General features: G+C 74.4%; 23 protein-coding genes, 3 tRNA genes and 1 pseudogene. 11 read left to right on the forward strand and 16 right to left on the reverse strand.

All coding sequences use genetic code 11. The features are described from left to right. Positions 1–46 precede the first annotated feature (46 nt). Both leuD and leuC read right to left on the reverse strand, forming a co-directional pair. Positions 47–685, reverse strand: coding sequence for a 3-isopropylmalate dehydratase small subunit (leuD, locus tag ACFT55_RS08125; RefSeq protein WP_380243310.1), 639 nt, complete (start codon positions 683–685; stop codon positions 47–49). Between the two features lie 37 nt (positions 686–722). After that, positions 723–2,198 (reverse strand): 3-isopropylmalate dehydratase large subunit, encoded by a 1,476-nt coding sequence (gene leuC / locus ACFT55_RS08130; protein WP_380243331.1) that lies wholly within the window; start codon positions 2,196–2,198, stop codon positions 723–725. A 165-nt stretch (positions 2,199–2,363) separates the two neighbouring features. Between leuC and ACFT55_RS08135 the strand changes: the two genes are divergently transcribed. From ACFT55_RS08135 to ACFT55_RS08145, 3 genes are all read left to right on the forward strand, one after another. Further along, positions 2,364–3,083: an IclR family transcriptional regulator gene (locus ACFT55_RS08135; protein WP_079574616.1), complete on the forward strand. Its 720-nt coding sequence runs from the start codon at positions 2,364–2,366 to the stop codon at positions 3,081–3,083. 162 nt (positions 3,084–3,245) lie between these two features. Beyond that, positions 3,246–3,413: a hypothetical protein gene (locus ACFT55_RS08140; RefSeq protein ID WP_380243311.1), complete on the forward strand. Its 168-nt coding sequence runs from the start codon at positions 3,246–3,248 to the stop codon at positions 3,411–3,413. A 10-nt stretch (positions 3,414–3,423) separates the two neighbouring features. Then, on the forward strand, positions 3,424–4,230 hold the full coding sequence (locus tag ACFT55_RS08145) for a PH domain-containing protein (RefSeq protein WP_380243312.1): 807 nt from the start codon (positions 3,424–3,426) through the stop codon (positions 4,228–4,230). Between the two features lie 114 nt (positions 4,231–4,344). Here the strand turns inward: ACFT55_RS08145 and ACFT55_RS08150 are convergent. The 3 genes from ACFT55_RS08150 to ACFT55_RS08160 all read right to left on the reverse strand — a co-directional run bounded on the left by ACFT55_RS08150 (position 4,345) and on the right by ACFT55_RS08160 (position 4,702). Then, positions 4,345–4,417: transfer RNA gene (locus tag ACFT55_RS08150), tRNA-Glu, on the reverse strand. Between the two features lie 62 nt (positions 4,418–4,479). Then, positions 4,480–4,552, reverse strand: a tRNA-Glu gene (locus ACFT55_RS08155). 78 nt (positions 4,553–4,630) lie between these two features. Continuing rightward, positions 4,631–4,702: transfer RNA gene (locus ACFT55_RS08160), tRNA-Gln, on the reverse strand. 151 nt (positions 4,703–4,853) lie between these two features. Here ACFT55_RS08160 and ACFT55_RS08165 point away from each other — a divergent pair. Further along, the gene (locus ACFT55_RS08165) at positions 4,854–5,687 is read left to right on the forward strand and encodes a class I SAM-dependent methyltransferase (protein WP_380243313.1); all 834 of its coding nucleotides are present in this window, start codon (positions 4,854–4,856) and stop codon (positions 5,685–5,687) included. A 40-nt stretch (positions 5,688–5,727) separates the two neighbouring features. Here the strand turns inward: ACFT55_RS08165 and ACFT55_RS08170 are convergent, their stop codons facing one another. Next, positions 5,728–6,636, reverse strand: a complete 909-nt coding sequence (locus ACFT55_RS08170; protein WP_380243314.1) for a LysR substrate-binding domain-containing protein — start codon at positions 6,634–6,636, stop codon at positions 5,728–5,730. A gap of 69 nt (positions 6,637–6,705) precedes the next feature. On the opposite strand from ACFT55_RS08170, the gene ACFT55_RS08175 reads away from it, so the two are divergent. Further along, positions 6,706–7,848, forward strand: coding sequence for a YeiH family protein (locus ACFT55_RS08175; protein ID WP_380243315.1), 1,143 nt, complete (start codon positions 6,706–6,708; stop codon positions 7,846–7,848). A 116-nt stretch (positions 7,849–7,964) separates the two neighbouring features. Here ACFT55_RS08175 and ACFT55_RS08180 read toward each other — a convergent pair whose 3' ends face one another. The 5 genes from ACFT55_RS08180 to ACFT55_RS08200 are packed head-to-tail and all read right to left on the reverse strand — an operon-like array spanning position 7,965 to position 12,452. Further along, positions 7,965–8,711: an HAD family hydrolase gene (locus ACFT55_RS08180; protein WP_380243316.1), complete on the reverse strand. Its 747-nt coding sequence runs from the start codon at positions 8,709–8,711 to the stop codon at positions 7,965–7,967. Next, positions 8,708–10,129, reverse strand: a complete 1,422-nt coding sequence (gene gltX / locus ACFT55_RS08185) for a glutamate--tRNA ligase (RefSeq protein ID WP_380243317.1) — start codon at positions 10,127–10,129, stop codon at positions 8,708–8,710. The genes ACFT55_RS08180 and gltX overlap by 4 nt, the downstream gene beginning before the upstream one ends. 49 nt (positions 10,130–10,178) lie before the next feature. Further along, positions 10,179–10,721: an NUDIX hydrolase gene (locus tag ACFT55_RS08190; protein ID WP_380243318.1), complete on the reverse strand. Its 543-nt coding sequence runs from the start codon at positions 10,719–10,721 to the stop codon at positions 10,179–10,181. Position 10,722: 1 nt separating this feature from the next. Then, positions 10,723–11,505, reverse strand: a complete 783-nt coding sequence (locus ACFT55_RS08195) for a fumarylacetoacetate hydrolase family protein (protein WP_380243319.1) — start codon at positions 11,503–11,505, stop codon at positions 10,723–10,725. 35 nt (positions 11,506–11,540) lie between these two features. Continuing rightward, on the reverse strand, positions 11,541–12,452 hold the full coding sequence (locus ACFT55_RS08200) for a class I SAM-dependent methyltransferase (RefSeq protein ID WP_380243320.1): 912 nt from the start codon (positions 12,450–12,452) through the stop codon (positions 11,541–11,543). A 91-nt stretch (positions 12,453–12,543) separates the two neighbouring features. On the opposite strand from ACFT55_RS08200, the gene ACFT55_RS08205 reads away from it, so the two are divergent. Continuing rightward, positions 12,544–13,752 carry a heparan-alpha-glucosaminide N-acetyltransferase domain-containing protein gene (locus ACFT55_RS08205; protein ID WP_380243321.1) on the forward strand — a complete coding sequence of 403 codons (1,209 nt, stop codon included), beginning with the start codon at positions 12,544–12,546 and terminating at the stop codon, positions 13,750–13,752. A gap of 4 nt (positions 13,753–13,756) precedes the next feature. Here ACFT55_RS08205 and ACFT55_RS08210 read toward each other — a convergent pair. Beyond that, a pseudogene (locus ACFT55_RS08210) lies at positions 13,757–14,764 on the reverse strand (glycosyltransferase family 2 protein); the annotation flags it as partial. Continuing rightward, positions 14,761–15,756, reverse strand: a complete 996-nt coding sequence (locus ACFT55_RS08215) for a phosphodiester glycosidase family protein (RefSeq protein WP_380243322.1) — start codon at positions 15,754–15,756, stop codon at positions 14,761–14,763. The pseudogene ACFT55_RS08210 and the gene ACFT55_RS08215, both read right to left, overlap by 4 nt. A gap of 165 nt (positions 15,757–15,921) precedes the next feature. Between ACFT55_RS08215 and ACFT55_RS08220 the strand changes: the two genes are divergently transcribed. Further along, positions 15,922–16,746 (forward strand): hypothetical protein, encoded by an 825-nt coding sequence (locus tag ACFT55_RS08220; protein WP_380243323.1) that lies wholly within the window; start codon positions 15,922–15,924, stop codon positions 16,744–16,746. Here ACFT55_RS08220 and ACFT55_RS08225 read toward each other — a convergent pair. Further along, positions 16,736–17,614 carry a PhzF family phenazine biosynthesis protein gene (locus tag ACFT55_RS08225; protein WP_380243324.1) on the reverse strand — a complete coding sequence of 293 codons (879 nt, stop codon included), beginning with the start codon at positions 17,612–17,614 and terminating at the stop codon, positions 16,736–16,738. The two genes, ACFT55_RS08220 and ACFT55_RS08225, sit on opposite strands and share 11 nt — an antisense overlap. Before the next feature lie 55 nt (positions 17,615–17,669). Here ACFT55_RS08225 and ACFT55_RS08230 point away from each other — a divergent pair, with 55 nt between their 5' ends. Beyond that, positions 17,670–18,614, forward strand: a complete 945-nt coding sequence (locus ACFT55_RS08230) for a 3-methyladenine DNA glycosylase (RefSeq protein WP_380243325.1) — start codon at positions 17,670–17,672, stop codon at positions 18,612–18,614. A 17-nt stretch (positions 18,615–18,631) separates the two neighbouring features. Here ACFT55_RS08230 and ACFT55_RS08235 read toward each other — a convergent pair whose 3' ends face one another. Continuing rightward, the gene (locus tag ACFT55_RS08235) at positions 18,632–19,105 is read right to left on the reverse strand and encodes a peptidoglycan-binding protein (protein WP_380243326.1); all 474 of its coding nucleotides are present in this window, start codon (positions 19,103–19,105) and stop codon (positions 18,632–18,634) included. Positions 19,106–19,201: 96 nt separating this feature from the next. Next, the gene (locus tag ACFT55_RS08240; RefSeq protein WP_380243327.1) at positions 19,202–19,735 is read right to left on the reverse strand and encodes a CGNR zinc finger domain-containing protein; all 534 of its coding nucleotides are present in this window, start codon (positions 19,733–19,735) and stop codon (positions 19,202–19,204) included. 38 nt (positions 19,736–19,773) lie between these two features. Here ACFT55_RS08240 and ACFT55_RS08245 point away from each other — a divergent pair, with 38 nt between their 5' ends. From ACFT55_RS08245 to ACFT55_RS08255, 3 genes are read left to right on the forward strand one after another with little or no spacing between them, the layout of a single operon-like run. Then, the gene (locus ACFT55_RS08245; RefSeq protein WP_380243328.1) at positions 19,774–20,760 is read left to right on the forward strand and encodes a DMT family transporter; all 987 of its coding nucleotides are present in this window, start codon (positions 19,774–19,776) and stop codon (positions 20,758–20,760) included. Between the two features lie 32 nt (positions 20,761–20,792). Continuing rightward, on the forward strand, positions 20,793–21,563 hold the full coding sequence (locus tag ACFT55_RS08250) for a phosphotransferase (RefSeq protein ID WP_380243329.1): 771 nt from the start codon (positions 20,793–20,795) through the stop codon (positions 21,561–21,563). Between the two features lie 58 nt (positions 21,564–21,621). Then, complete coding sequence (locus ACFT55_RS08255; protein WP_380243330.1) at positions 21,622–24,354, forward strand: DEAD/DEAH box helicase; 2,733 nt, start codon at positions 21,622–21,624, stop codon at positions 24,352–24,354. The last annotated feature ends 43 nt before the right edge of the window (positions 24,355–24,397 follow it).

Genomic DNA, 24,397 nt, shown 5'->3' on the forward strand with positions numbered 1-24,397 from the left:
CGGCCCGTTGAGGATCAAGTCAGCACGCACGTTGCAGTCGGCAGGGTCAGCCCACCGGGCGCGCGGGCTCGATCGGCACGTTCGGGAGGTGCTTGGCGGGCAGCGTCCTGGGGCGCCAGGACGCGCGCTCCGCCTCGAACGCGGCGATCTCGTCCGCGTGCTGCAGCGTGAGGCCGATGTCGTCGAGGCCCTCCATGAGGCGCCAGCGGGTGTAGTCGTCGATCTGGAACGGCACCGTGACGTCGTCGGCGTGCGCGGTGCGCGCCTCGAGGTCCACGGTCACCTCGGTGCCGGGCTTGGTCTCGAGGATCTTCCAGAGGATCTCGATGTCCTCGGGCGAGACCACACCGGCCACGAGGCCCTGCTTGCCCGAGTTGCCGCGGAAGATGTCCGCGAATCGAGGGGCGAGGACGACGCGGAAGCCGTAGTCCTTGAGCGCCCACACCGCGTGCTCCCGGGACGACCCGGTGCCGAAGTCGGGACCCGCGACCAGCACGGAGCCGGCCTTGTAGGCGTCCTGGTTGAGCACGAACGACGGGTCGCCGCGCCACGCCGCGAACAGCGCGTCCTCGAAGCCCGTGCGGGTCACGCGCTTGAGGTAGACGGCGGGGATGATCTGGTCGGTGTCGACGTTGCTGCGGCGCAGCGGCACCCCGACGCCCGTGTGGGTGGTGAACTTCTCCATGACGAACTCCTGGACGATCTTCTGCGACGGGGTGGGGTCAGACGAAGGACGGGGCGGACAGCGGCGCGAGCGGGCTGCCGTCGAACGTCGTGAGGTCGACGTCGCCGTCGAGCTCGAGGTCCGACACCGAGGACAGCGTGCCGCGGATGGCCGTGGCGGCCGCGACGAGCGGCGACACGAGGTGCGTGCGGCCGCCCTTGCCCTGGCGACCCTCGAAGTTGCGGTTCGAGGTCGACGCCGCGCGCTCGCCCGGCGCGAGCTGGTCGGGGTTCATGCCCAGGCACATGGAGCACCCGGCGTTGCGCCACTCGGCGCCGAACTCCTTGAAGATGACGTCCAGGCCCTCGGCCTCGGCCTGCAGGCGCACGCGGGCCGACGCGGGCACCACGAGCACGCGCACGTCGTCGGCCTTCTGGCGACCCTGGAGCACCTTCGCCACCGAGCGGAGGTCCTCGATGCGGCCGTTGGTGCACGAGCCGATGAAGACGGTGTCGACCTTCACGTCCCGCAGCGGGGTGCCGGCCACGAGGCCCATGTACTCCAGGGCTCGCTCGGCGGCGACGCGCTCGTTGGCGTCCGCGATCTCCTCCGGCACCGGCACGGACGCCGACAGCGGGAGGCCCTGGCCCGGGTTCGTGCCCCAGGTGACGAACGGCTCGAGGTCGGCCGCCTCGAGCACGACCTCGGCGTCGAACTCGGCGTCGTCGTCGCTGCGCAGCGTCGACCAGTACTCGACGGCGGCGTCCCAGTCCTCGCCCTCGGGCGCGTGCGGGCGGCCCTTGAGGTACTCGAACGTGGTCTCGTCCGGCGCGATCATGCCGGCGCGGGCACCGGCCTCGATGGACATGTTGCAGATGGTCATCCGCGCCTCCATCGAGAGCGTGCGGATGGCCTCGCCGCGGTACTCGAGCACGTAGCCCTGGCCGCCGCCGGTGCCGATCTTGGCGATGATCGCCAGGATGATGTCCTTGCTGGTGGCGCCCGGGGGCAGCTCGCCGTTCACCGTGATCGCCATGGTCTTGAACGGCGCCAGGGGCAGCGTCTGCGTGGCGAGCACGTGCTCGACCTCGGAGGTGCCGATGCCGAAGGCCAGCGCGCCGAACGCTCCGTGCGTGGAGGTGTGCGAGTCGCCGCAGACCACGGTCAGGCCGGGCATCGTCAGGCCGAGCTGCGGGCCGACCTGGTGCACGATCCCCTGGTCGGCGTCGCCGAGCGAGTGGATGCGGACGCCGAACTCGCGCGCGTTGTTGCGCAGCGTGTCGATCTGGGTGCGGCTGGTGAGGTCCGCGATCGGCAGGTCGATGTCGAGCGTCGGGGTGTTGTGGTCCTCGGTCGCGATGGTGAGGTCCGGGCGCCGGACCGGGCGCCCGGCGAGGCGCAGACCCTCGAAGGCCTGCGGGCTCGTCACCTCGTGGACGAGGTGCAGGTCGATGTAGAGGAGGTCGGGTGCCCCGTCGCTGCCACGGCGCACCAGGTGCGCCTCCCAGACCTTCTCCGCCAGCGTGCCGGCCATCATGTGCTCCTCGTCCGCCGCGTCGTCCGCGGCCTCCATACGTGTGCGTGTCTCGGTCGATACCGCCGGTCGGAACCAGCGAGGCTCGGTCCGCGAGACGGTCCCGTCCAGTGAGATGCGGTCCTCGACTTGCAATCTCAGTGGGCGAGACGCCAATATCGTCCTATGGACGATACTAGCGGAGTCGGCGTACTGGACAAGGCCGCGTCCGTGCTGGGTGCACTGGAGGCGGGTCCCGCCACCCTGGCGCAGCTGGTCTCCTCGACCGGACTGGCCCGCCCCACGGCGCACCGACTGGCCGTCGCGCTCGAGCACCACCGGCTCGTGGGCCGCGACATGCAGGGCCGGTTCGTGCTCGGACCGCGCCTCAACGAGCTCGCGACGGCGGCCGGCGAGGACCGGCTCCTCGCCGCGGCCAACCCCGTGCTCACGGCGCTGCGCGACCACACGGGCGAGAGCGCGCAGCTCTACCGCCGCCAGGGCGACCATCGCGTGTGCGTGGCCGCCGCGGAGCGGCCGGTCGGCCTGCGCGACTCGATCCCCGTGGGCGCCACGCTCACGATGCACGCGGGCTCCGCGGCGCAGATCCTGCTGGCCTGGGAGGAGCCGGACCGCCTGCACCGCGGCCTGCGCGAGGCGGTCTTCACCGCCACCATCCTGTCCGGCGTGCGCCGCCGCGGGTGGGCGCAGTCGGTGTCCGAGCGCGAGCTCGGCGTCGCCTCCGTGTCCGCCCCGGTGCGCGGCCCGTCCGGCCGCGTCGTCGCCTCCGTGTCCGTCTCCGGCCCGGTCGAGCGGCTCACCCGCCAGCCGGGGCGCCTGCACTCGGCCGCGGTAGTCTCCGCCGCCAACCGCCTCACCGAGGTGCTCCGCCGCGCCGGCGAGTGACCGCCCGCCCCACCTGACCACCGTCCGTACCACCTCGGGCCCGGCCCGCCGCCAGCCGACGCGGCGCGCCGGGCCCGGTGCTGTCCGGCGTCGAGCCAGGTCAGTACGCTCCTGGCTGGTGGGGCAACCCTGCCCCGAGACCCCGAGAGGCGCGAGGACCTGATGCCCGCCAAGGCCAAGACCCTGCTGATCTGGATCGTCGTGATCTTCCTGATCTTCGCGATCGTGAACGACCCCAACCGGGCCGGGAACATCGTCACGTCGATCTGGGACTTCATCGCCAACACGATCTCCAGCTTCGTCGAGTTCTTCTCGACCATCGCGTCCTAGCCGTCCCGTGGTGACCGACGAGCCCCGCCAGCGCGCCACCGTCCGCGCGCACGGGAACCTGCGGCGCTACGTCCTCCCCCACGAGCACGTCATCGTCGCGACTCGACGCCACTGGGCCAGCCTGCTCGGGCCGATCGCCACGACCGTGGGCGCGTTCCTGCTGATCGGCACGATCGTCATGTCCACGCCCGTCGAGGTGCGCGGCGTCGCGCAGTGGTTGTGGCTCGTCTGGCTCCTGGCCGCCGCGCGGCTGGCGTGGCGGTGCCTCGAGTGGCGCTACGAGTGGTTCGTGGCCACGGACAAGCGGCTCCTGCTGCTGTACGGGCTCGTGGTGCACAAGGTGGCGATGATGCCGCTCAAGAAGGTCACGGACATGGGGTACTCCCGCAGCCCGCTCGGCCAGGTGCTCGGGTACGGGCGCTTCGACATGGAGTCCGCCGGCCAGGACCAGGCGCTGCGCACCATCAAGCACGTGCCGCACCCGGACGCCACGTACCGCACGCTCTGCGACACCCTGTTCACCCCGGGCCACAAGAACGACGACGACGATGACGTCCTCCCCGGCGGCGGACCGTCCGCCGGATCGCTTCCGGCGGGCCCCGTGCCGGGCGGCCCGACGATCGTGCCCGGCCGCAGCACGCCGGAGGGCCCGCGCCCGACGACGCAGCCGATCGCGGTGCAGCCCGCCGCCCCGGCCCCTCGTCCGCCGGAGGCGCAGCCGAGCCCCGGAGCGCACCCCGCGAACTGGGCCCCCACGGGCGTCCGGATCGACCACCCGCGGACCGACGGCGGCACCGTGCCCGAGCCGTACCTCTGACCCGCACGACGACGGGCCGCACCGACAGGCGGGACCGACGGGCAGGGCGGACGGCAGGGAGCGATGGCAGGAACGACGAAGGCCCGGTCCGTGGGGACCGGGCCTCGCACTGTGTACCCCCAGCGGGATTTGAACCCGCGTTACCGCCGTGAGAGGGCGGCGTCCTAGGCCGCTAGACGATGGGGGCCTTGGAGCTGGTCCGCGCCGCGAGGCGAAGACCCAAGGTCGACCGCGAACGGACGACCTGTGTACCCCCAGCGGGATTTGAACCCGCGTTACCGCCGTGAGAGGGCGGCGTCCTAGGCCGCTAGACGATGGGGGCCTATGACTCGGCGACCGCGAAGGGTCTCCGTGCCGTGCAAGCTCTGCGCGCCGCCAAGAGCGGGAGCAGAGCGCTGCGCTGGGGTACCAGGACTCGAACCTAGACTAAGAGAATCAGAATCTCTCGTGCTGCCAATTACACCATACCCCAATGGATCGGACCCTCCAGGCAAACCCGACATCGTCGAGCGCCCTTGTCAGGCCCAACGTCGGAAAACATTACCGGACGTCGGGCCGTCGGCCAAAACGCCACGGGGGTGCCGTGCGTCACGCTCGGGGCGGGCCGTGGGAGGCTCGCGCCCATGACCTCCCCCACGCCCGCGCGGCACCCGTCCGAACCCGCCGGTGACGAGCGATCCCGCGCCGCCGACCCGCACTCCCTCGCCGACCGCGCGGCATCGTTCGAGCGAGGTGCCGACACGTACGCGCAGGTCAGGCCGTCCTACCCGGCCGAAGCGCTGCGGTGGCTCCTGGCCGGTCGTCCGCGCCGGGTCCTCGACCTCGGCGCAGGAACGGGCAAGCTCACGGAGGCCGCGCTCGCCGTCCTGGACGACGCGCCGGAGGTCGTCGCCGTCGACCCGTCGTCCGCGATGCTCGACGAGCTCGCCGCACGCCTGCCGGGGGTCCAGACCCTCCGGGGCACGGCCGAGGACCTCCCGCTCGCGGACGCCTCGGTCGACGCGGTGCTCATCGGACAGGCGTGGCACTGGTTCGACCCCGAGCGGGCCGCGGCGGAGATCGCACGCGTCCTGCGGCCCGGCGGCACGCTCGGGGTCGTGTGGAACCAGCGCGACACGGGCGTCGACTGGGTGGCGCGCTTCGGCGAGATCCTGCACCGCGGCGACCGCCTCACCCCCGACGCGACGCACCATCGCCCGCCGGGGCTCGGCGGGGAGCACGCCGACACGTTCACCGAGACCGAGGCCCGCGCGTTCCCCTGGTCCGACCGGCTCCCCGTGTCCGCGCTGCGCACCCTCGCCGGGACCCGCAGCTACCTGCTGACCCTCGCCGCGGACGAGCGCGCGGCACTGCTGGGCGACGTCGACAACCTCACCGCCACGCACCCGCAGCTCGCCGGCCGCGCGACGATCGACCTGCCGTACGTCACGCACGCCTACCGCACCTCCCGGCGCTGACCGGGCCCGCCAGGCCGGTCAGACGCCGGTCAGACGCCGGTCAGCGCGCTCCCGCCACGGCCGCGAGCCGCCGCACGGGCGCGGAGAGGGACGCGCCGTCCCGCCACACCACGCGCAGCCGGCGCGAGAGGTCGAGCTGCGCGATCGGCACGGTCACCAGGTGCCCGGCGGCGACGTCGTCGGCCACGGTCAGCGCCGACAGCACCGTGACGCCCTCCCCGTGCCGCACGGCGGCCTTCACCGCCGCCGTCGAGCCCAGCGCGGTGACCTGGGCGGGCAGCCGCACCCCTGCCTGCCCCAGCGCCTCCTCCAGCACGTCGCGGGTGCCGGAGCCTTCCTCCCGCAGCACGAGGCGGCCCGTGACCAGCAGCTCCGGGCCGACCGACCGTCGTCGCGCCCACGGGTGGGCCGGCGCGACGACGGCTACGAGCTCGTCGTGGGCCACCACGCGGGACAGCAGCCCGCGCCGCACGGTGGGGCTCTCCACGAAGCCGAGCTCCGCGGCACCCTCGAGCACCAGCTCCATGACCTCGCGGGAGTTGCGCACGACGAGCTCGACGTCGGCGGCCGCCGCGCCCCGCGCGCGCTCGTCCCGCTCGAAGGCGGCCAGCCACCGCGGCGCGAGGTACTCGGCGATCGTGAGGCTCGCCGCCACCCGCAGGCCGGCGGACGGTGCCGAGCGCAGCGTCGCGGCCGTGGCCTCGAACCGGTCGATCGCGTCGACGACGTCGCGGGCCGCGTCCGCGACCCGGTGCCCCGACACCGTGAGCGCCGTCCCGCGCGGGCCGCGGGCCAGCAGCTCGAGTCCCAGACGCCGCTCCAGCCGGTGCAGACCGGCCGACGCCGTGGGCTGCGACACCCCGGCCGCGCGGGCGGCCGCGCTGATGGACCCGTGGGTGTCGAGCGCGACCAGCAGCTCGAGGGCGGCCAGCGGAGGACGGTCTGCCATAGCGTGAGTCTATGGATGGATCGGCACCTGGCGCTTCCGGACCCGTCGCCGCATCGCGAGCCTGGTGACGTGCCCACGACCCTCTCCGCGCCGCCCCGCCCCCGGACGGATGCCGCCCGCGACCTCGCACCCGGCCTCGCGCTCGCCGCGGTCGCCACCTTGGTCCTGCTCGGCGCGAGCCGGCTGCTGGCGCCCTTGACCGGCGGCGCGGTCTCCCCGCTCGTGCTCGCCCTCCTCGCGGGCGCGGTGGTGGGGTCGGTACTCGGACGGGTCGCGCCCCGCAGCGACCGGGCGGCCCGTGTCGTCGGCCGCGTCCGGCCGGGCACGGACTGGACCGCGCGGACGGTGCTGCGCGCCGGCGTGGTGCTGCTCGGACTCCAGCTCTCGATCCCGGACGTGCTCGCGCTCGGCTGGCGCGGCATCGGCGTCGTCGTCGTCACCGTGACCTGCACGTTCGCCGCGATCCTCGGCCTCGGCCGCCTGCTGCGGGTGCCGCGCGCCACAGCGCTGCTCGTCGCCACCGGGTTCTCGATCTGCGGCGCGGCCGCCGTCTCGGCGATGACGAGCGTGCTGGAGCGCGACCCGCGCGGCGGCTCCCGGCTGCGCGACGACGTCGCCGCCGCGCTCGCCCTCGTCACCGTCTACGGCACGATCGCGATCTTCGCCCTGCCCCCGCTCGCGGGCGCGCTGGGCCTCACCGACCACCAGACCGGGCTGTGGATCGGCGCCAGCGTCCAGGAGGTGGCCCAGGTGGTCGCCGCCGCGGGCACCGTCTCGGCGGCTGCGCTGGCCACCGCCACCGTCACCAAGCTCGCCCGGGTGGTGCTGCTGGCGCCCCTCGTCGCGGGGACGGGAGCGCTGCTCGCGCGGCGCTCGGCCCTCGCCGCCCCGACGATGTCCACCGACACGACGCCGACCGAGACGGACGCCGCCGCACCGCGCGGGCGGCGTGCGCCCCTCGTGCCCGGCTTCGTGCTGGGTTTCCTCGCGGCGGTCCTGGTCCGCAGCACCGGCCTGCTGCCCGACGCCGTCCTCGACGTCGCGCACCAGCTCACGACGATCCTGTTCGTCGCCGCGATGTTCGCGCTCGGCACCGGCGTCGACGTCCCGCGCCTCGCCCGGACCGCCCGCCGGCCGCTGCTGCTCGGCGCGGCGGGCGCCGTCGTCGTCAGCGGGGTCGGCCTCAGCGCCGTCCTGCTGCTCGCCCCCTGAGACCTGTCAGAACCACGCGCGCGTATACCCGCACGTGGTTCTGACAACGCGCGGCACCGTGCACCTGTCAGAACCAGGTCAGGGCATACCCGTCCCTGGTTCTGACAACTTTTCGGTCAGAGGCCGAGGGCGTCGGGCAGCCCCTTCAGGTCCGGCAGGACGACGATCCCCTCGGCGCGCAGCGCGTCGGCGTCCACGTGGTGCTCGTCGTCGCGGCGCGCGCCCGGGCGGTCGAGCCACACGCCCGTCAGCCCGGCGGCACGAGCCGCCAGCGCGTCCGTCGTCGGCTCGTCACCGACGTACGCGGTGCGCGCGACGTCGGTGCCCAGCCGGCGCGCACCCTCGACGAAGACGTCGGGGTGCGGCTTGCCGTAGCCCAGCGTGTCGACGCCCACCAGCACGGGCACCCCCTCGAGGCCGGCGGCACGCAGCTTGCGCTCCTGCAGCTCGGTGGCCGCGTTCGTCACGACGCCCACCGCGACGCCGGCCGTGCGCAGCACGTCCAGGGCGGCCGCGGCGTCGTCGAACGCCGTCCACGACCGCTCGAAGGTGCCCCAGAACAGCGCGTCCCAGTCGGCGAACGACGCCTCGGTGACCGGCTCGCCCCCGAACGTGCGGTGCAGCAGGTCGGCGCGCAGCCGGCGCTGCGTGAGCGCGTCCGTCTCGCCTCGCGTGTACCGCTTGTAGTGGCCGCCCGGGTCGGACCGCCAGTGCGCCAGGAGCTGCGGGTACAGCTCCGCGGGGACGTGCGGCAGGTGCTCGACGGCGACGGCCGTCAGCGCCTGCGCGAACGCGCCCTTGGTATCGACCAGTGTGTCGTCGACGTCGAGCAGGACGCCGTCGACACGAGCGCCGCCGCTCACAGCTTCGCGAGCGCGGCGTCGAGGCGCGCGAGGGTGCGCTCGCGGCCGAGGACCTCGAGGGACTCGAAGAGGGGCAGCCCGATGGTGCGGCCGGTGACGGCCACCCGCACCGGCGCCTGCGCCTTGCCCAGCTTGAGGCCGTGCTTCTCCCCCACCGTGGTGACGAGCTCCTTGAGCGGCTCGGCCTCCCACGGCTCGAGGTCCGCGAGCGCGGCGCGCGCGTCCGCGAGCAGCTCGGCCGCGCCCTCCTTCATGGCCTTGGACCACGAGCGCTCGTCCTCGACCGGCTCGTCGAGGAACAGGAAGTCGACGTTGTCGGTGATGTCGGCGAGCAGCGCGACGCGCGACTGGGCGAGCGGCGCGACCTTCGCGAACGCGGCGGCGTCGAACTGCTCCTCCGCCCAGGGGGCGCGGGGCGCGTGCAGCCACGGGTCGACGGCCTGGACGAAGTCCGGGACGGACATGGCGCGGATGTACTCGCCGTTGAACGCCGTGAGCTTCTTGACGTCGAAGAACGCGGAGGCGCTGTTGACGTCCTCGATGCGGAAGCGCTCGACGAGCTCGTCGAACGGGAGGATCTCCTCGTCGTTGCCGGGCGCCCAGCCGAGCAGCATGAGGTAGTTGACCATCGCGTCGGCCAGGTAGCCCTCGGCGAGGTAGTCCTCGAGCGCCACCTTGTCGCGGCGCTTGGAGAGCTTCTGGCGCTTCTCGTTGACGATGACGGGCAGGTGCGCCCACGTGGGCGGCTGCGCGCCGAGCGCCTTCCACAGCAGCTGCTGCTTGGGCGTGTTCGGCAGGTGCTCCTCGCCGCGGATGACGTGCGTGATGCCCTCGTCGAGGTCGTCCACGACGTTCGCGAGCAGGAAGACGGGTGAGCCGTCCCCGCGCGCGACGACGAAGTCCTCCATCGCGGAGTTCGGGAACGTGGGGTTGCCGCGGATGAGGTCCACGACCGGCGTCTCGCCCTCGTCGGGCGTGCGGAAGCGCAGCGCGCGGCCGGGCTCGTAGGTCAGGCCGCGGTCGCGGCAGTGGCCGTCGTAGCCCGAGTGGGGGTTGCCGGTCCGGGCGGCGACGTCGTCGCGGGTGCAGTCGCAGTAGTACGCACGGCCGGCCTCGTACAGGCGGGCGGACGCCTCGCGGTGCTTCTCGACGTTCTGCGACTGGAAGTACGGGCCCTCGAACGTCGGGTCCTCGGCGTGCATGCCGAGCGCCGCGAGGGCGTTGAGGATGCCATCCACCCACTCCGGCTTGTTGCGGGCCGCGTCGGTGTCCTCGACGCGCAGCACGAAGATGCCGCCCTGTCGCTTGGCGACCGCCCAGTTGAACAGCGCGGAGCGCGCGCCGCCCACGTGGAACATGCCCGTCGGCGACGGGGCGAAGCGGACACGGACGTCGGAGGAGCCTGCAGCGGGGATCACGGGGACCAGCGTAGTTGGCCGCGCGCCCGGCAGGCGTCGGCGAGGACCGTCACCGCGAGGCGCGCACGCGCGCGACGGCGAGCGCGACCATCGCGGCGAGGTCCGGGTTCGGCAGGTCGTCCACGGGCCACCACCGCACGTCGAGGGACTCGTCGCTCACCGCGTGCCGGGCGCCGTCGGGCGCGACGGCCACGAACCGGACGTCGAGGTGGTGGGCGTCCCCGCCGGGGCCGCAGAACGGCACGGCGTGCTCGTCGAGGTGCACGGGCGCGGGGTCCAGCGAGACGTCGAGCCCCGACTCCTCGACGGCCTCGCGCCGCGCCGCGGCGACCAGCGTGGCGTCACCGGGCTCGGCGTGCCCGCCGAGCTGGAACCACCGGCCGGCCTTGGCGTGCAGGGTCAGCAGCACGCGCGAGGCGTCCGCCGACAGCACCACCGTGGAGGCGGTGACGTGGTCCGGGCGACACGTGCGCAGCACGCCGTCGGGATGCTCGTCGAGGTGGGCGACGAACCGGTCGCGCAGCGCGGCCTGGCCCGCTCCGGCCGGCGTCATCCGCCGCAGCACGGAGCGGGCGTCGTCCCGCAGCGGCATCTCAGTCGCGCCGGAACACGGGGTTGGCGAGGACGCCGATCCCCTCGACCTCGCACTCGACGCGGTCCCCGTGGTCGATGCGCCCGACGCCGGCGGGCGTGCCCGTGAGGATCACGTCGCCCGGCAGCAGGGTCATCGCCTTGCTGATGTACGACACGAGGAACGGCACGTCGAAGACCATGTCCGCCGTGCGACCGTCCTGCTTGAGCTCGCCGTTGACGCGCGAGCGCACGGCGACGTCCTCGGGGTTCAGGTCGGTGTCGATCCACGGGCCCAGCGGGCACGAGGTGTCGAAGCCCTTGGCGCGCGCCCACTGGCCGTCGGTGCGCTGCGCGTCGCGCGCCGTGACGTCGTTGGCCACGGTGTAGCCGAGCACGTACGAGCGCACGTGCTCCGGCTCCACGTCCTTGCACACCTTGGAGATGACGACGGCGAGCTCGGCCTCGTAGCTCACCTCGCGGGTGAACTCGGGCAGCACGACCGGGTCGTCGGGGCCGACGACGGCGGTGTTCGGCTTGAAGAACAGCAGCGGGGACGCGGGGACCTCGCCACCCATCTCCTTGGCGTGGTCGGCGTAGTTCTTGCCGACCGCGACCACCTTGGACCGCGGGATCACCGGGGCGAGCAGCCGGACGCCGTCGCCCAGCTCGATCCGCTCCCCCGTCGGCATCGCCGGCATGTAGAGCGGGTCGCCGCCCAGGACGGCGAGGTAGGTGCGGTCGCCCTCCTGCTGGACGAGGGCGAAGCGGGGGTCGTCTCCGGTGGTGAATCTCGCGATGCGCACGCGCCCAGGTTACGCGGGCCGTGCGCCCGCCACCGTCAGGCGCGGGCGAGGACCTCGCCGTGCAGGATGGCGAACCAGCCGTCGGGCGCCTGCGCCCACGCCTGCCAGTCCTGGGCGATCTGCTCGAGCGCGACGTCGTCGGCGAGGCCGGACTCCTTGGCCTGGACGGCGAAGTTCGACTCGACGCAGCGCTCCGCCCACAGCTCGCCCCACCACTGCCGGTCGGTCGGGGTCGCGTAGCACCACGACGACGCGGACGGGACGATGCCGTCCATGCCGGCGTCCTGCACCCACGACATGAGGCGGCGGCCGGCGTCGGGCTCGAAGCCGTACGCGTGCGTCACCTCGTGGTAGAGCTCGTTCCACTCGGTGAGGCCCGGCGTCTCGGGGTACCAGGCCATGCCCGCGTAGTCGGCGTCGCGCACCGCCACGAGCCCGCCGGGCTTCGCGACGCGCTTCATCTCGCGCAGCGCGGCGACCGGGTCCGACAGGTGCTGCAGCAGCTGGTGCGCGTACACGACGTCGAACGAGTCGTCCGCGAACGGCAGCTCGTAGGCGTTCGCCTGCTCGAACCGCACGTTGCCGTACCCGAGCGCCTCGGCGTGCTCCCGCGCCGCCTCGAGCACGTGGGGGCTCGCGTCGACGCCGACGACCTCCCCGCCGGCGAGGATGCGGCCGAGGTCCGCGGTCACCGTGCCCGGGCCGCAGCCGACGTCGAGCAGGGACATGTCGTCCCGCAGGTGCGGCAGCAGGAAGCCGGCCGAGTTCTGGGCGGTGCGGCTGCGGTGGGAGCGCAGCACGGACTCGTGGTGCCCGTGCGTGTACGACTCCGACTCCTTGCTGGGCACGGTGTGGTGGGTGCTCGGCGCCTCGATCGCGTCGTTGAGGTCGGCACCGGCCGGTTCGGGGGTGCCCTGGGGTGCGGGCTCCGCGCTCAGGTCGCTCATGGTCCCTACCGTAGTGACCGCGCCTCCGCGCGGCTCCAGGGTTCTCACGCTGCGGGACGACGCGCGTCGTGTCCGGTGGCATCATCGCGCCATGACCGCGGTCACGGGCGTGCCGACCTCCCGCCTCCGCGCGGGCCTGGGCCGCCTCTCCGGCGGCCCGGGGCGGGTGCCGGGCATCGACGTCGCGCGCGGGGTCGCCGTGCTCGGGATGTTCACCGCCCACGTCGGCGTGACCACCCCGGACGCCGGCCCGGCCTGGTGGCTGCTCGACCTGTCGCACGGCCGCTCGTCCATCCTGTTCGCGCTGGTCGCCGGGATCTCCGTCGCGATCGTCTCGGGCGGGCCACGCCCTCTGGACGGGGACCCGCTGCGCCGGGCCCGCACCCGCCTGCTGGTGCGGGCCGTGCTGCTGCTCGCCCTCGTCGCGCTGCTCGACCTCCTCGGCACGCGGGTGCTGCTCATCCTCGGCTTCTACGCCTGCTACTTCGTGCTCGCCCTGCCGTTCCTGCGCTGGCCGCCGCGGCGGCTCGTGGTCCTGGCCGTGGTGGTCGCGCTCGTCGGGCCGGTGCTGGCGTACTGGGGTCCGGAGGCGCTCGCGCGGGCGGGGCTGCGCCTGCCGCGCGACGGCTCCGGCGCCGTGACCGACTTCGTCCTGACCGGGGCGTATCCGGCGGCCGTGTGGATGGCGTACGTGCTCGCGGGGATGGCGATCGGCCGCTGCGACCTGCGCTCGGCCCGCCTGCGGACCGGGCTGCTGCTCGGCGGGCTCGCGGCCTGGTCGGTGTTCACCCTGCTGTCCGGGTGGTTCGTGGCGGCCGCGGGCGGGCAGGCGGCGGTCGAGGCCCAGCGCGACGCGACGTCCTCGGTCGACGGGGCGACGTTCGCGTGGCACGACCCGTGGCCCGGTCCGGCCGGCCTGCTCCTCGCCGGCCCGCACGACGACACGACGTTCGAGGCGCTCGCGTCGGGCGGGTTCGCCGTCGCGGTCGTGGGGCTGTGCCTGCACGTGGGCCGCGTCGGGCGGTGGGTGCTCGCGCCGCTGGCCGCGGTGGGGTCGATGGCGCTCACGGTCTACGCGCTGCAGATCGTGGCGATCTGGCGCTGGGAGCTGCTGGGCGCCACGACCAACGGCCCGCTCCTGGTGCTGGTGCTGGTCACGCTCGGTGCGGCGACGCTGTGGCGGTTCCTGGTCGGCCGGGGGCCGGTGGAGCGGCTGGTGGGCCGGGTCGCGGAGCGGGCGGCGGGAACACCACCTGTCGCTGCACCGTCCAGCTCGCCACGAACAGCGCCGCGTCCGTGAGCACCTTCGCCGCCAGCAGCGGCACGCCCAGCGTGCCGTGCAGGGCGTCGAGCAGGCCGTAGCTCGCGGCCAGCAGCAGCAGGGCCAGCGCGGCGTACCGCGCCGCGGACCCGCGCACCGGCGCCGACGCGCCGCTCGACGTCCGCCCCGCGCGCCCGAACACGAACGCACGGTTCACCCCGTAGTTCACGCCGGCGCTCAGCACGCGAGCGCCGAGCACCGCGAGCGCCAGGCTGCCGGTGGTCGCCTGGAGGGCGAGCAGCGCCGCCGCGTCGACGCCGAAGGCGAGCAGCCCCGAGGCGGCGAACGCGAGCAGGGGCGTCATGACGACGACGGAGTCGCGCACGGGCCGGAAGTGGGAGGAGGCGTTGTGGTCGAGGTACACGGTGGCCACCGGCACGCCGGCGACGACGGCCCCGCGGGCGGAGGCCTCGAGCAGGACGCGCAGCTCGTACTCGTAGCGGTCGCCGGGGACGTCGAGCAGCCACGGCAGCGCCGTGGCACGGAACCCGCGCAGCCCGGTCTGGCTGTCGTGGACGGGCAGTCCGGTCGCGGTGCGGACGGCGGCGCCGCTGACCGCGTTGCCCACGCGGCTGCGCAGCGGGACGCCGGAGGAGGCGAGGTCGCGCTCCCCCACGACGACGTCGGTCCCGCCGGCGGCGAGCCGGTCCGCGACGGCGCGCACGCTGGCGGGGGTGTGCTGGCCGTCGGCGTCCGCGGTGACGACGTCGCGGCCCGGGTGGTGCTCGACGGCGTGCGCGAACGCCGTCCGCAGGGCGGCGCCCTTGCCCCGGTTGCGGTCGTGCCGCAGCACCTCGGCGCCGAGCGTCGTCACGGCGTCGAACACGGGGGCGGAGGCGGGCCCGGAGCCGTCGTCGACGACCAGCACGTCGGGCAGGCCGAGGGTGGCGAGCTCGCGCACGAGCGCCGGCAGGGCGTCGTCGGGACGGTAGGCGGGGACGACGACCAGGGGCGTCGGGCTGCTCGTCGGGCTGCTCATCGGGCTGCTCATCGGGCCACGTACAGGATGTCGGAGGTGCCGCGCTCGCCGCCGTTCGACGGCCGGTTGACGACCTCGCCGGCGAAGTACAGCGTCGAGGAACCACCGCCGTCGAGGTTGTACGCGGTGACGGCGCCCTGGTCGATCATGAGCTGCGCGAGCTCGGTCATCGTGACGCCTCGGCTGTAGCCGGGGTCGCGGCCGTCCACGACGACGATGACGAGGTTGCCGTCGGAGTCCACCCCGATCGCGGTGCGCGGCTGCTCGCCCTGGATGGAGTGGTTGCCCACGTTGGTGTCGACCTCGACGTCCTCGATGCCGTCGACGGGCTGCCCGTCCTCGACGACGGCCGGCCCGAACGACAGTGTGTTCCACACGCCGTCGGCGACGAGCTCGTCGGCGGTCGTCGTCGTCTCGTCGTACACCTCGACGCGGCCGTCGGCGTAGAAGGCGAGCCCTTCGCGGGCGCCCTCGTCGCGGTAGACCACGCCGTTGCGGATGACGATGCCGGTGTCGCGGAAGCCGTAGTAGTCGCCGTTGACGGCGAGGATCGCGTCGTGGTCGGCGGCGATGTCGCTGGTGTTCTCGGTGATGTTGGTGCCGAACTTGTCCTGCGCGAACGCGGAGCGCAGCTGCGTCGCGTCGTCGAGCGCCACGTGCGCCACGTAGAACGTGACGGTGTCGTCGCCGCTGCCCTGCGTGACCGTGTCGAGCGAGATCGACGTGTCGTCCGAGGTGTACCCGTCCGCGGTGACCGTGCCGCCATCGTCCGAGGACGACGAGGAGGATGCGGACGACGAGGACGACGATGAGGACGACGCGGCCTGTGCCGCCTCGTACGCGGAGACGTCGTCGATCTGGACGTGCTCCACGAGGTAGCGGTTCGCCGCCCACGCGGTGACGCCGCCGACGGGCAGGAGCACGGCCAGGGCGGTGACGAGGACGACGAAGCGCCGGGAGCGCCGCGGACGGTCGGGACGGTCAGGATCGGTGGGCCGGTTCATGCCTGTCATGGAAGACGGCCGACCTGCGACGACGGTCGGGGCGTCCTGCGGACCACCGGGGAATGCTGACGGTCTCCTGAACGCCGCGTGGACGACCCGGCCCCGGCGTCGACGGGATCGACGGACGGGATCGACGGCCGCCCGGGCACCCGGGATGATCGGGACGTGAGGACCCAGGACGTGGTGCGAGCCGCCGCGCGGAACAACGCCGCCTGGTGCGCGACGGTGTGCGAGACCCACGCGATCCACGGCCGCACCGACCGACACGCGTGGGCGAGCCCCGTGCGGACGCCGGCGCTGTACCCGGACGCGGTGACGCTGGCTCCGGGCGCGGACGCCGCGGCGCTCCTGGCCCGGATCGACACCCGGTCGCCGGGCGCCTCCGTCAAGGACAGCTTCGCCGACCTCGACCTCAGCGGCCCGCGCCCGGGCGCCGGGGCCGGGGGCAGCAACGGGGACAGGGACGGCGACAGGGACAGGGACAGGGACAGGGACGCGTTCCAGGTGCTGTTCGAGGCGAGCTGGATCCACCGGCCGTCGGCGCCGGCCCGGAGCTTCTCGACCCCGGGTGGGGCGACCCCGCGTGTGTCGACCCAACAGGTCGACTGGGCGCCCGTCCACGACGCGGCGACGCTCCGCGCGTGGGCGGACGCGTGGGACGGCGGTGCCGGGCACGCGGAGGTGTTCCGCCCCGAGCTGCTGACCGACCCGGCCACGACGGTCCTCGCAGGCCGCACGGGGACTGGCGAGGTCGTGGGCGGGGCGGTCGCGACCCGCTCCGACGGCGTGGTCGGGCTCTCGAACGTCTTCGCGGGCCCGGGCGGTGCCGGGTCGGCGTGGCCTGGCGTGCTGGACGTCGTGGCGCGCCTGTTCCCGGGCGTCCCGGCGGTCGGCTACGAGAGCGGCGACGATCTCGCGACCGCGCTGCGGCACGGCTTCGAGGTGGTGGGGCCGTTGCGCGTGTGGGTCGCTTCCGCGGCTACAGCGTGACGGTGCCCGCGATCGTGGTGACCGCCGCTCCCGCGACCCACACCCCGCCGTCGGCGTCGCGGGTGACGTGGACGCGGCCACGGCGGCCGAGCGCCGTCCCCTGCGAGGCGACGTAGGCCGACGGCAGGTGCTCCCCCGCGAGCCACTGCCCGAGCCCGGCGTTGAGGCTCCCGGTGACCGGGTCCTCGACGAGGCTGCCGTTCACCTCGAACAGCGCGCGCACCTCGACGGCGGCGTCCGACTCCCCCGGCCCGTACGGTCCGACGACGCCGATCTTGAGGTCGCCGAAGGCGGCGAGGTCCGGTTCGACGGCGAGCACGGCCGCGGCGTCGCGCAGGCGGGCCGCCACCCAGCCCGGGCCGTTGTCGACCCAGGCGGCGTCCTCGACGTCCGCCACCGCCACGCGCAGGGCCCGCGCGATCTGTGCGAGGTCCTCGGGCCCGACCGGACCCGACCGCCGCAGGGGCGGGGCGGCGAACGCGAGCCGGTCGCCGTCGCCACCACCGCCTTCACCGTCCCGCCGGACCGTCACGAGCCCGACGCCGCACTCCTGGACCAGCCGGTCCGCCGACCGCGGCGTCCCCCCGGCGTCGAGCCAGGCGTGCGCGGAGCCGAGGGTGGGGTGGCCGGCGAACGGCAGCTCGCCGCCCGGCGTCCAGATCCGCACGCGATAGTCGGCGGCGGGGCCGTCGTCGCGGACGGTGGGGCGCAGCAGGAACGTCGTCTCGGACAGGTTGGTCCAGCGCGCGAACGCCGCCATCTGGTCGTCGGTGAGGTCGTCGGCGTCGTGCACGACGGCGAGCGGGTTGCCCGTGAGGGGGCCCGTGGCGAAGACGTCGACCTGGCGGAATCCGAGGGTGTGCGGCACGTGTCACACGCTAGTCCGGCGTGGGGCGCGCCCGCTGCGCTCGTACCCTGGTGGGGTGCGCGCGGCGACCCTCGACCTCCCGGCGGCCGACCCGGCCGCGACCGTCGTCGCGCCCGCGGACCGGGACGCGCACGCCGCTGCGCACGCCGCCCGGGCCGACCACCTGACCGCGGTGTGGCGCGGCGCCCACGACCGGGGCGAGCCGCACGCGATCGAGGACTTCCTGTTCACCTACTACCCGACCCGCGTGAACCACCTGCGCCGCTGGCACCCCGGACCGGGCGTGGTGCTCGCGGGCACGTCCGAGCACGCCGGCTGGCGCTGGTACCACGAGGTGGCCCTCCCGGACGGCACGGGACAGACGAACACGGGCGTCACGCTCGACACCGCCGCCTTCGTCGCCGACCGAGGCGACACGGTCCGGTACGTGCGCGCCCTCGTGTCCGCGACGGCGGGACGCCCCGGCACGTTCGGCTGCTTCGGGCTGCACGAGTGGGCGATGGTGTACCGCGACCGGGCCGCAGGTCGCGACCACCGCCACCCGCTGCCCCTGCGGCTGGGGCACGACGGCACGGACGCCGTCGTCGAGTCGCACCGCATCGGCTGCTCCCACTTCGACGCCTACCGGTTCTTCACGCCGGAGGCCGCCGACCGCAACCAGCTGCGGCCCAGCCGCGAGCGCCAGCCCGCGATGGAGCAGCCGGGCTGCCTGCACGCCGGGATGGACCTGTACAAGTGGGCGCTCAAGCTGGGACCCGCGGCGCCCGGCGACCTGCTGCTCGACGCCTTCGAGCTCGCCCGCGACATCCGCTACACCGACATGGCCGCCGCCCCCTACGACGTCTCGTCGTACGGCGTCGAGGCCGTCGCGATCGAGACGCCCGAGGGCAAGGCGGAGTACGTGCGCCGCCAGCGCGGGTTCGCCGTGCGCGGACAGGAGCTGCGGGCGCGGCTGGTCGACGTCTGCGACGCGCTCCTGGGGAGCGCGCCGGACGCCTGACGCGCCAGCCCCGGCGTTCAGCTGCAGACTGTCCCGCTCACCATCCCGCTCGCCATCCCGCTCACCATGGCGCGCCAGGTGAGCGGGCCGACGACGCCGTCGACGAGGACGCCGAAGGTGGACAGCGCCAGCTGGAGCTCGCGGACCGCCGCCTCGGTCCGCGCCCCGAAGACGCCGTCGACGACGAGCGACCCGGTGCGGGCGGCGAGCTTGGCCTGCGCGCCGCGCACGGCGTGACCGTGGTGGCCGTTCGTGACGGTGACGACGAGGGCGTCCCAGGTCCGCGGCCCGACGACGCCGTCGACGACCAGCCCGAGGTCGCGCTGCGAGGTGCGCACGGCCGCCTCGGTCAGCGGCCCGCACGACGCGTCGACGTCGAGGTCGTGGCCGTGCTCGTTCAGCAGGTGCTGCAGCGTGCCGACGGGGCGGGACCGGTCGCCGGGGCGCACGGCGGGCCAGGGGTCGAGGGCTCGGACGGTCGTGACGGGCATCGCCACCTCCTTCGTGGGGCCGGGCCGGGCGGTCGTCGCCCTGGGTGACCCCGGCATCCTCGCGGGGAGGGAGCAGGTGCGCTGCGTGCCGATACGTCAGCGGGCGCGACGTGCGCGCAGCGCGGCCTGCGCGTTGCGGTTGGTGCACGCGGTGGAGCAGTAGCGCCGGGAGCGGTTGCGCGACAGGTCGAGCACGAGTCCCTGGCAGTCGGCGTCGGCGCACACGGCCAGCCGCGAGTGCTCGTCGTCGCGGACGACGTCGATCATCGCCATCGCGGTCTCGACGGCGACCCGCGTGGCGAACGGGGCGTCGTCCGCGGTCGCGTGCACGTGCCAGTCCTCGCCCCCGTGCCGTACGAGACGGGGGTGCACCGGCACCCCCGCCAGGAGGTCGTTGACCAGCGCGGCGGCCGAGTCGCGGTCGGCGAGCAGGAGGCGGCGCAGGCGGGGCCGCAGCGCGCGCACCTGGGCGAGCTCCTGCTCCGTGCGGTCGTGCCGGCCGGTGTAGTCGTGTTCCCGGAAGAAGGCGTCGAGGTCGGCGACGGTCTCGAGCGTCTCCGGGGGCTCGGCGGAGTTCACGAGCGCGACGGCGGCCCGGAGCTCAGCCACGGTGTCATGAGCGAACGGCATGTTGACACATTACCCGTCCACCCCTAGCGTCATGAGTCATGGCAGCAATGGCGCATGACGTGTCCTCCTCGCGGCACACCGGCCTCGGCGCGGGCCTGACGCTCGCCGTCGTCTCCGCGGTCACGTTCAGCCTCTCCGGCCCGCTCGCGGCCGGACTGTTCGCGAACGGCTGGAGCCCCGGCGCGGTGGTGCTCGTGCGGGTCGCGACCGGCGCCCTCGTCGTCCTGCCCTTCGGGATCGTCGCCCTGCGCGGCGACTGGTCCCCCGTGCGCCGCAACCTCCGGCTGCTGCTCGCCTACGGCGCGCTCGGCGTCGCCGCCACCCAGTTCTGCTACTTCGCCGCGGTGCAGCACATGCAGGTAGGCCCCGCGCTGCTGATCGAGTACTCCTCGCCCGCAGCGGTCGTCGCCTGGCTCTGGCTGCGGCACGGGCAGCGACCCGGCCGCGCCACGCTCGCCGGCATCGCCCTGGCCGCCGCCGGCCTCGTGCTCGTCCTCGACCTCACGGGCGCACGGCTCGACCCCGTGGGGGTCGCGTGGGCGCTCGGCGCGATGGTCGGCGTCTCGGCCTACTTCCTGCTCAACGCCCGCACCGACACCGGCCTGCCGCCCCTGAGCCTCGCCGCCGGCGGGCTCACCGTCGGCGCCGTGCTCCTCGGGCTGCTCGCCGTCGTCGGCGTCCTGCCGGTGACCACCTCCGCCGCCCCGGTACGGCTCGCCGACGCCGTCGTCCCCGCCTGGGCCGCGCTCACGGCGCTGGGCGTCGTGACCGCCGGCGTCGCCTACGTCACCGGCGTCGCGGCCGGCCGCCGCCTGGGCGCGCGACCCGCGTCGTTCGTCGGCCTGGTCGAGGTGGTCAGCGCCGTGTTCTTCGCCTGGGTCCTCCTGGACGAGCTGCCGCGCCCCGTCCAGCTCGTCGGCGGGCTGCTCGTCCTCGCCGGGGTCGTGGTCGTGCAGCAGGGCGAGGCGGCCACGCGCCGCGTCGCACCGACGGTCGAACCGGTCGAACCGCTCGCCAAGCCGTAGGCCCGCACGACGCCCGGTGCGAGGATCGCCCCATGTCCCGCGTCCTCTCCGCCGTCCCGTCCACGCCCGTCGCCGTCCCCGACCGGGTCCGGGCGCTCGCGGGCGGCGACGACGTCGTGCCCGTGTGGCGCAACGAGCTCGGCGGCCTCACCTTCCGGCTCTCGACCCCCGGGCGTCCCGCCTCCGTCGGGCTCGCCGAGGACGACCGCTACGTCAAGTGGGTCCCGGCGGGCGTCGACGGGCTCGACCTCGACGCCGAGGCCGAACGGCTCGCCTGGGCGGGCCGGTGGACCCCGGTCCCCCGCGTGCTCGACCGCGGGCAGGACGCCGAGGCCCGCTGGCTGCTGACGGCCGGCATCCCCGGCCGCTCCGCCGTCGACCCGCGCTGGCTGGCCCGTCCCGAGACCGCGGCACGCGCGATCGGCGCCGGGCTGCGCGCCCTGCACGACACGCTCCCGGTCGACGACTGCCCGTTCACGTGGGGCGTCGCCGACCGCGTCGGCCGCCTGAGCCCGGCCGCCCGCGCGCAGGTCGGCGACGTGCCCGACGTCGACCGGCTCGTCGTGTGCCACGGCGACCCGTGCGCGCCCAACACCCTGCTCGACGACGGCGGCCGCTGGACCGCGCACGTCGACCTCGACGCGCTCGGCGTCGCCGACCGGTGGGCCGACCTCGCGGTGGCGAGCTACAGCCTGGAGTGGAACTACGGCGACGGGTACGAGCCCGCGTTCTTCGACGCCTACGGCATCGCGCCCGACCCGCGGCGCATCACCTTCTACCGGCGGCTGTGGGACCTCGGCTGAGGACGCAGTCCCCGTACCGAGCGCCGGGTGCCGGTACGGCCTGGAAGAATGGCCCGCGATGACCTCCCCGACCTCGGCCGACGCCGCCCCCCGCCCCGCCGGCACGCTGCTGCCGTACCTGCCCGCACCCACCGGAGGGGCCCCGGACCCCGACGTGCTGTTCGAGGGCTTCGGCGAGTGGGCCACCGGCACGGGGCGCCCGCTGTACCCGCACCAGGAGGAGGCGCTCCTCGAGGTGATGACGGGATCGCACGTGGTGCTGGCGACGCCCACCGGCTCGGGCAAGTCGATGGTCGCGATGGGCGCGCAGTTCGCCGCCCTGGCGAAGCGCCGCTCGGGCCGCGGCGGGCGCACCTTCTACACCGCGCCCCTCAAGGCGCTGGTGAGCGAGAAGTTCTTCGACCTGGTCGCCGCGTTCGGGTCGCGCAACGTCGGCATGATGACGGGCGACTCCGCGGTCAACGCGGACGCCCCGATCATCTGCTGCACCGCGGAGATCCTCGCCAACCTGGCGCTGCGCCGCGGGGACGACGACGGCGGCGACGCCGACGACGCGATCGCCCAGGTCGTCATGGACGAGTTCCACTTCTACGGCGACCGGCAGCGCGGCTGGGCGTGGCAGGTGCCGCTGCTCGAGCTGCCGCGCACGCAGTTCGTGCTCATGTCGGCCACGCTCGGCGACACCACCCGGCTGCGCGAGGACCTCACCGAGCGCAGCGGCCGACCCGTCGCGGAGGTCGCGGGCGCCGAGCGCCCGGTGCCGCTGACGTTCTCCTACGTCGTCGAGCCGCTCACCGACGTCATCGCCGAGCTCGTCACGACGCACCGCGCGCCGGTCTACGTCGTGCACTTCACGCAGAAGGACGCCGTCGAGCGCGCCCAGGCGCTGCTGTCCACGCCCCTCGCCTCCAAGGACGAGAAGGCCGCCATCGCCGCCGAGATCGGCGCGTTCCGGTTCGGTACCGGCTTCGGCAAGACGCTCAGCAAGTTCCTGCGCGCCGGCATCGGCGTGCACCACGCGGGCATGCTGCCCAAGTACCGGCGCCTCGTGGAGCGGCTCACCCAGCGCGGGCTGCTCAAGGTGGTGTGCGGCACGGACACCCTCGGCGTCGGGATCAACGTGCCCATCCGCACGGTGCTCATGACGTCCCTGGTGAAGTACGACGGCGAGCGCATGCGCCACCTCACGGCGCGCGAGTTCCACCAGATCTCGGGCCGGGCCGGGCGTGCGGGCTTCGACACCGTGGGCGAGGTGCTCGTCATGGCGCCCGAGCACGTCATCGAGAACCGCAAGCTGCTCGCCAAGGCGGGCGACGACCCCAAGAAGCTCAAGAAGGTGGTGCGCAAGAAGGCGCCCACCGGGTCCGTGAACTGGACGGACTCCACGTTCGAGCGGCTGCGCGACGCCGACCCCGAGCCCCTCACCAGCCAGTTCCACGTCAACCACGCCATGGTGCTCAACGTGCTGGCCCGCACCCGCGACGAGCGGGCCGGCGGCCGCGAGGGCGCCGACCCCGTGGAGGCGATGCGGCACCTGCTCGCCGCGAACCACGACACCGAGGCGCAGCAGGCCAAGCACGTGCGCCAGACGTTCCGCATCTACCGGTCCCTGCGCATCGCGGGCGTCGTGGAGAAGGTGCGCGTGCCGGACCCGTCCCGCCCGGCCGGGTACCGGCCCAGCGTCCGGCTCGTCGTCGACCTGCCGCGCGACTTCGCGCTGAACGCCCCGCTGTCGCCGTTCGCGCTCGCCGCGATGGACCTGCTCGACGTGGAGAGCCCCACCCACGCGCTCGACGTCGTCTCCGTCATCGAGGCGACCCTCGACGACCCCCGCCAGATCCTCTACGCCCAGCAGAGCAAGGCGAAGGGCGAGGCCGTCGCGGCGATGAAGGCCGAGGGCATGGAGTACGAGGAGCGCATGGAGGCGCTCGAGGACGTCTCGTGGCCGCGGCCGCTCGCCGACCTGCTCGAGCCCGCGTTCGCCACGTACAAGCGGGCCAACCCGTGGGTGGCCGACGCCGAGCTCGCGCCCAAGTCCGTGGTGCGCGACATGCTCGAGCAGGCGATGACGTTCGCCGAGCTGGTCAGCGTGTACGGGCTGGAGCGCACCGAGGGCGTGGTGCTGCGCTACCTCGCCGACGCCTACCGTGCGCTGCGCCAGGTCGTGCCCGAGGAGCACCGCTCCGAGGAGGTGCACGAGGTCGTCGAGTGGCTCGGCGAGCTCGTGCGCGGCGTCGACTCGTCCCTGCTCGACGAGTGGGAGCGCCTGCAGAACCCGGTCGACGACGACGCGGACACCGTCGTCGAGGGCGAGCTCGCCGAGGCCGGCGCGGAGGCGCCCGCCCGGCCCGTCACGGGCAACCCGCGCGCCTTCCGGCGCCTCGTGCGCAACGCCATGTTCCGCCGCGTCGAGCTCGCCGCCCGCGAGCACTACGACGCGCTCGGGACGCTCGACGGTGCGCACGGCTGGGACGGCGACGCCTGGGCCGCGGCACTCGACCCGCTTTTCGAGGCACAGGGCGACGACGCCGTCGGCATCGGCCCGGCCGCCCGCTCCGCCGGCCTCCTGACCGTCCTCGAGCCGGGCGCCGACCTGCCGGGCGGTGCCACGACGGTCACGCCGGACGGCACCGAGCACGGCCAGGTGCCCGCCGGCACCTGGTGGGTGCGCCAGGTGCTGGACGACGCCGACGGCGACCACGACTGGGCGATCACCGCCCTGGTGGACCTCGCCGCCAGCGACGAGGCGGGCGCCGTCGTGCTCACCGTGGTGGACGTCGGCCGGTCCTGACGCCGCGGCGCCGGTTGCAAGCAACGCCGACCCGCCCTGTGAT

The organism is Isoptericola sp. NPDC057191 (genome assembly GCF_042670225.1).
Classification (GTDB): Bacteria; Actinomycetota; Actinomycetes; order Actinomycetales; family Cellulomonadaceae; genus Isoptericola.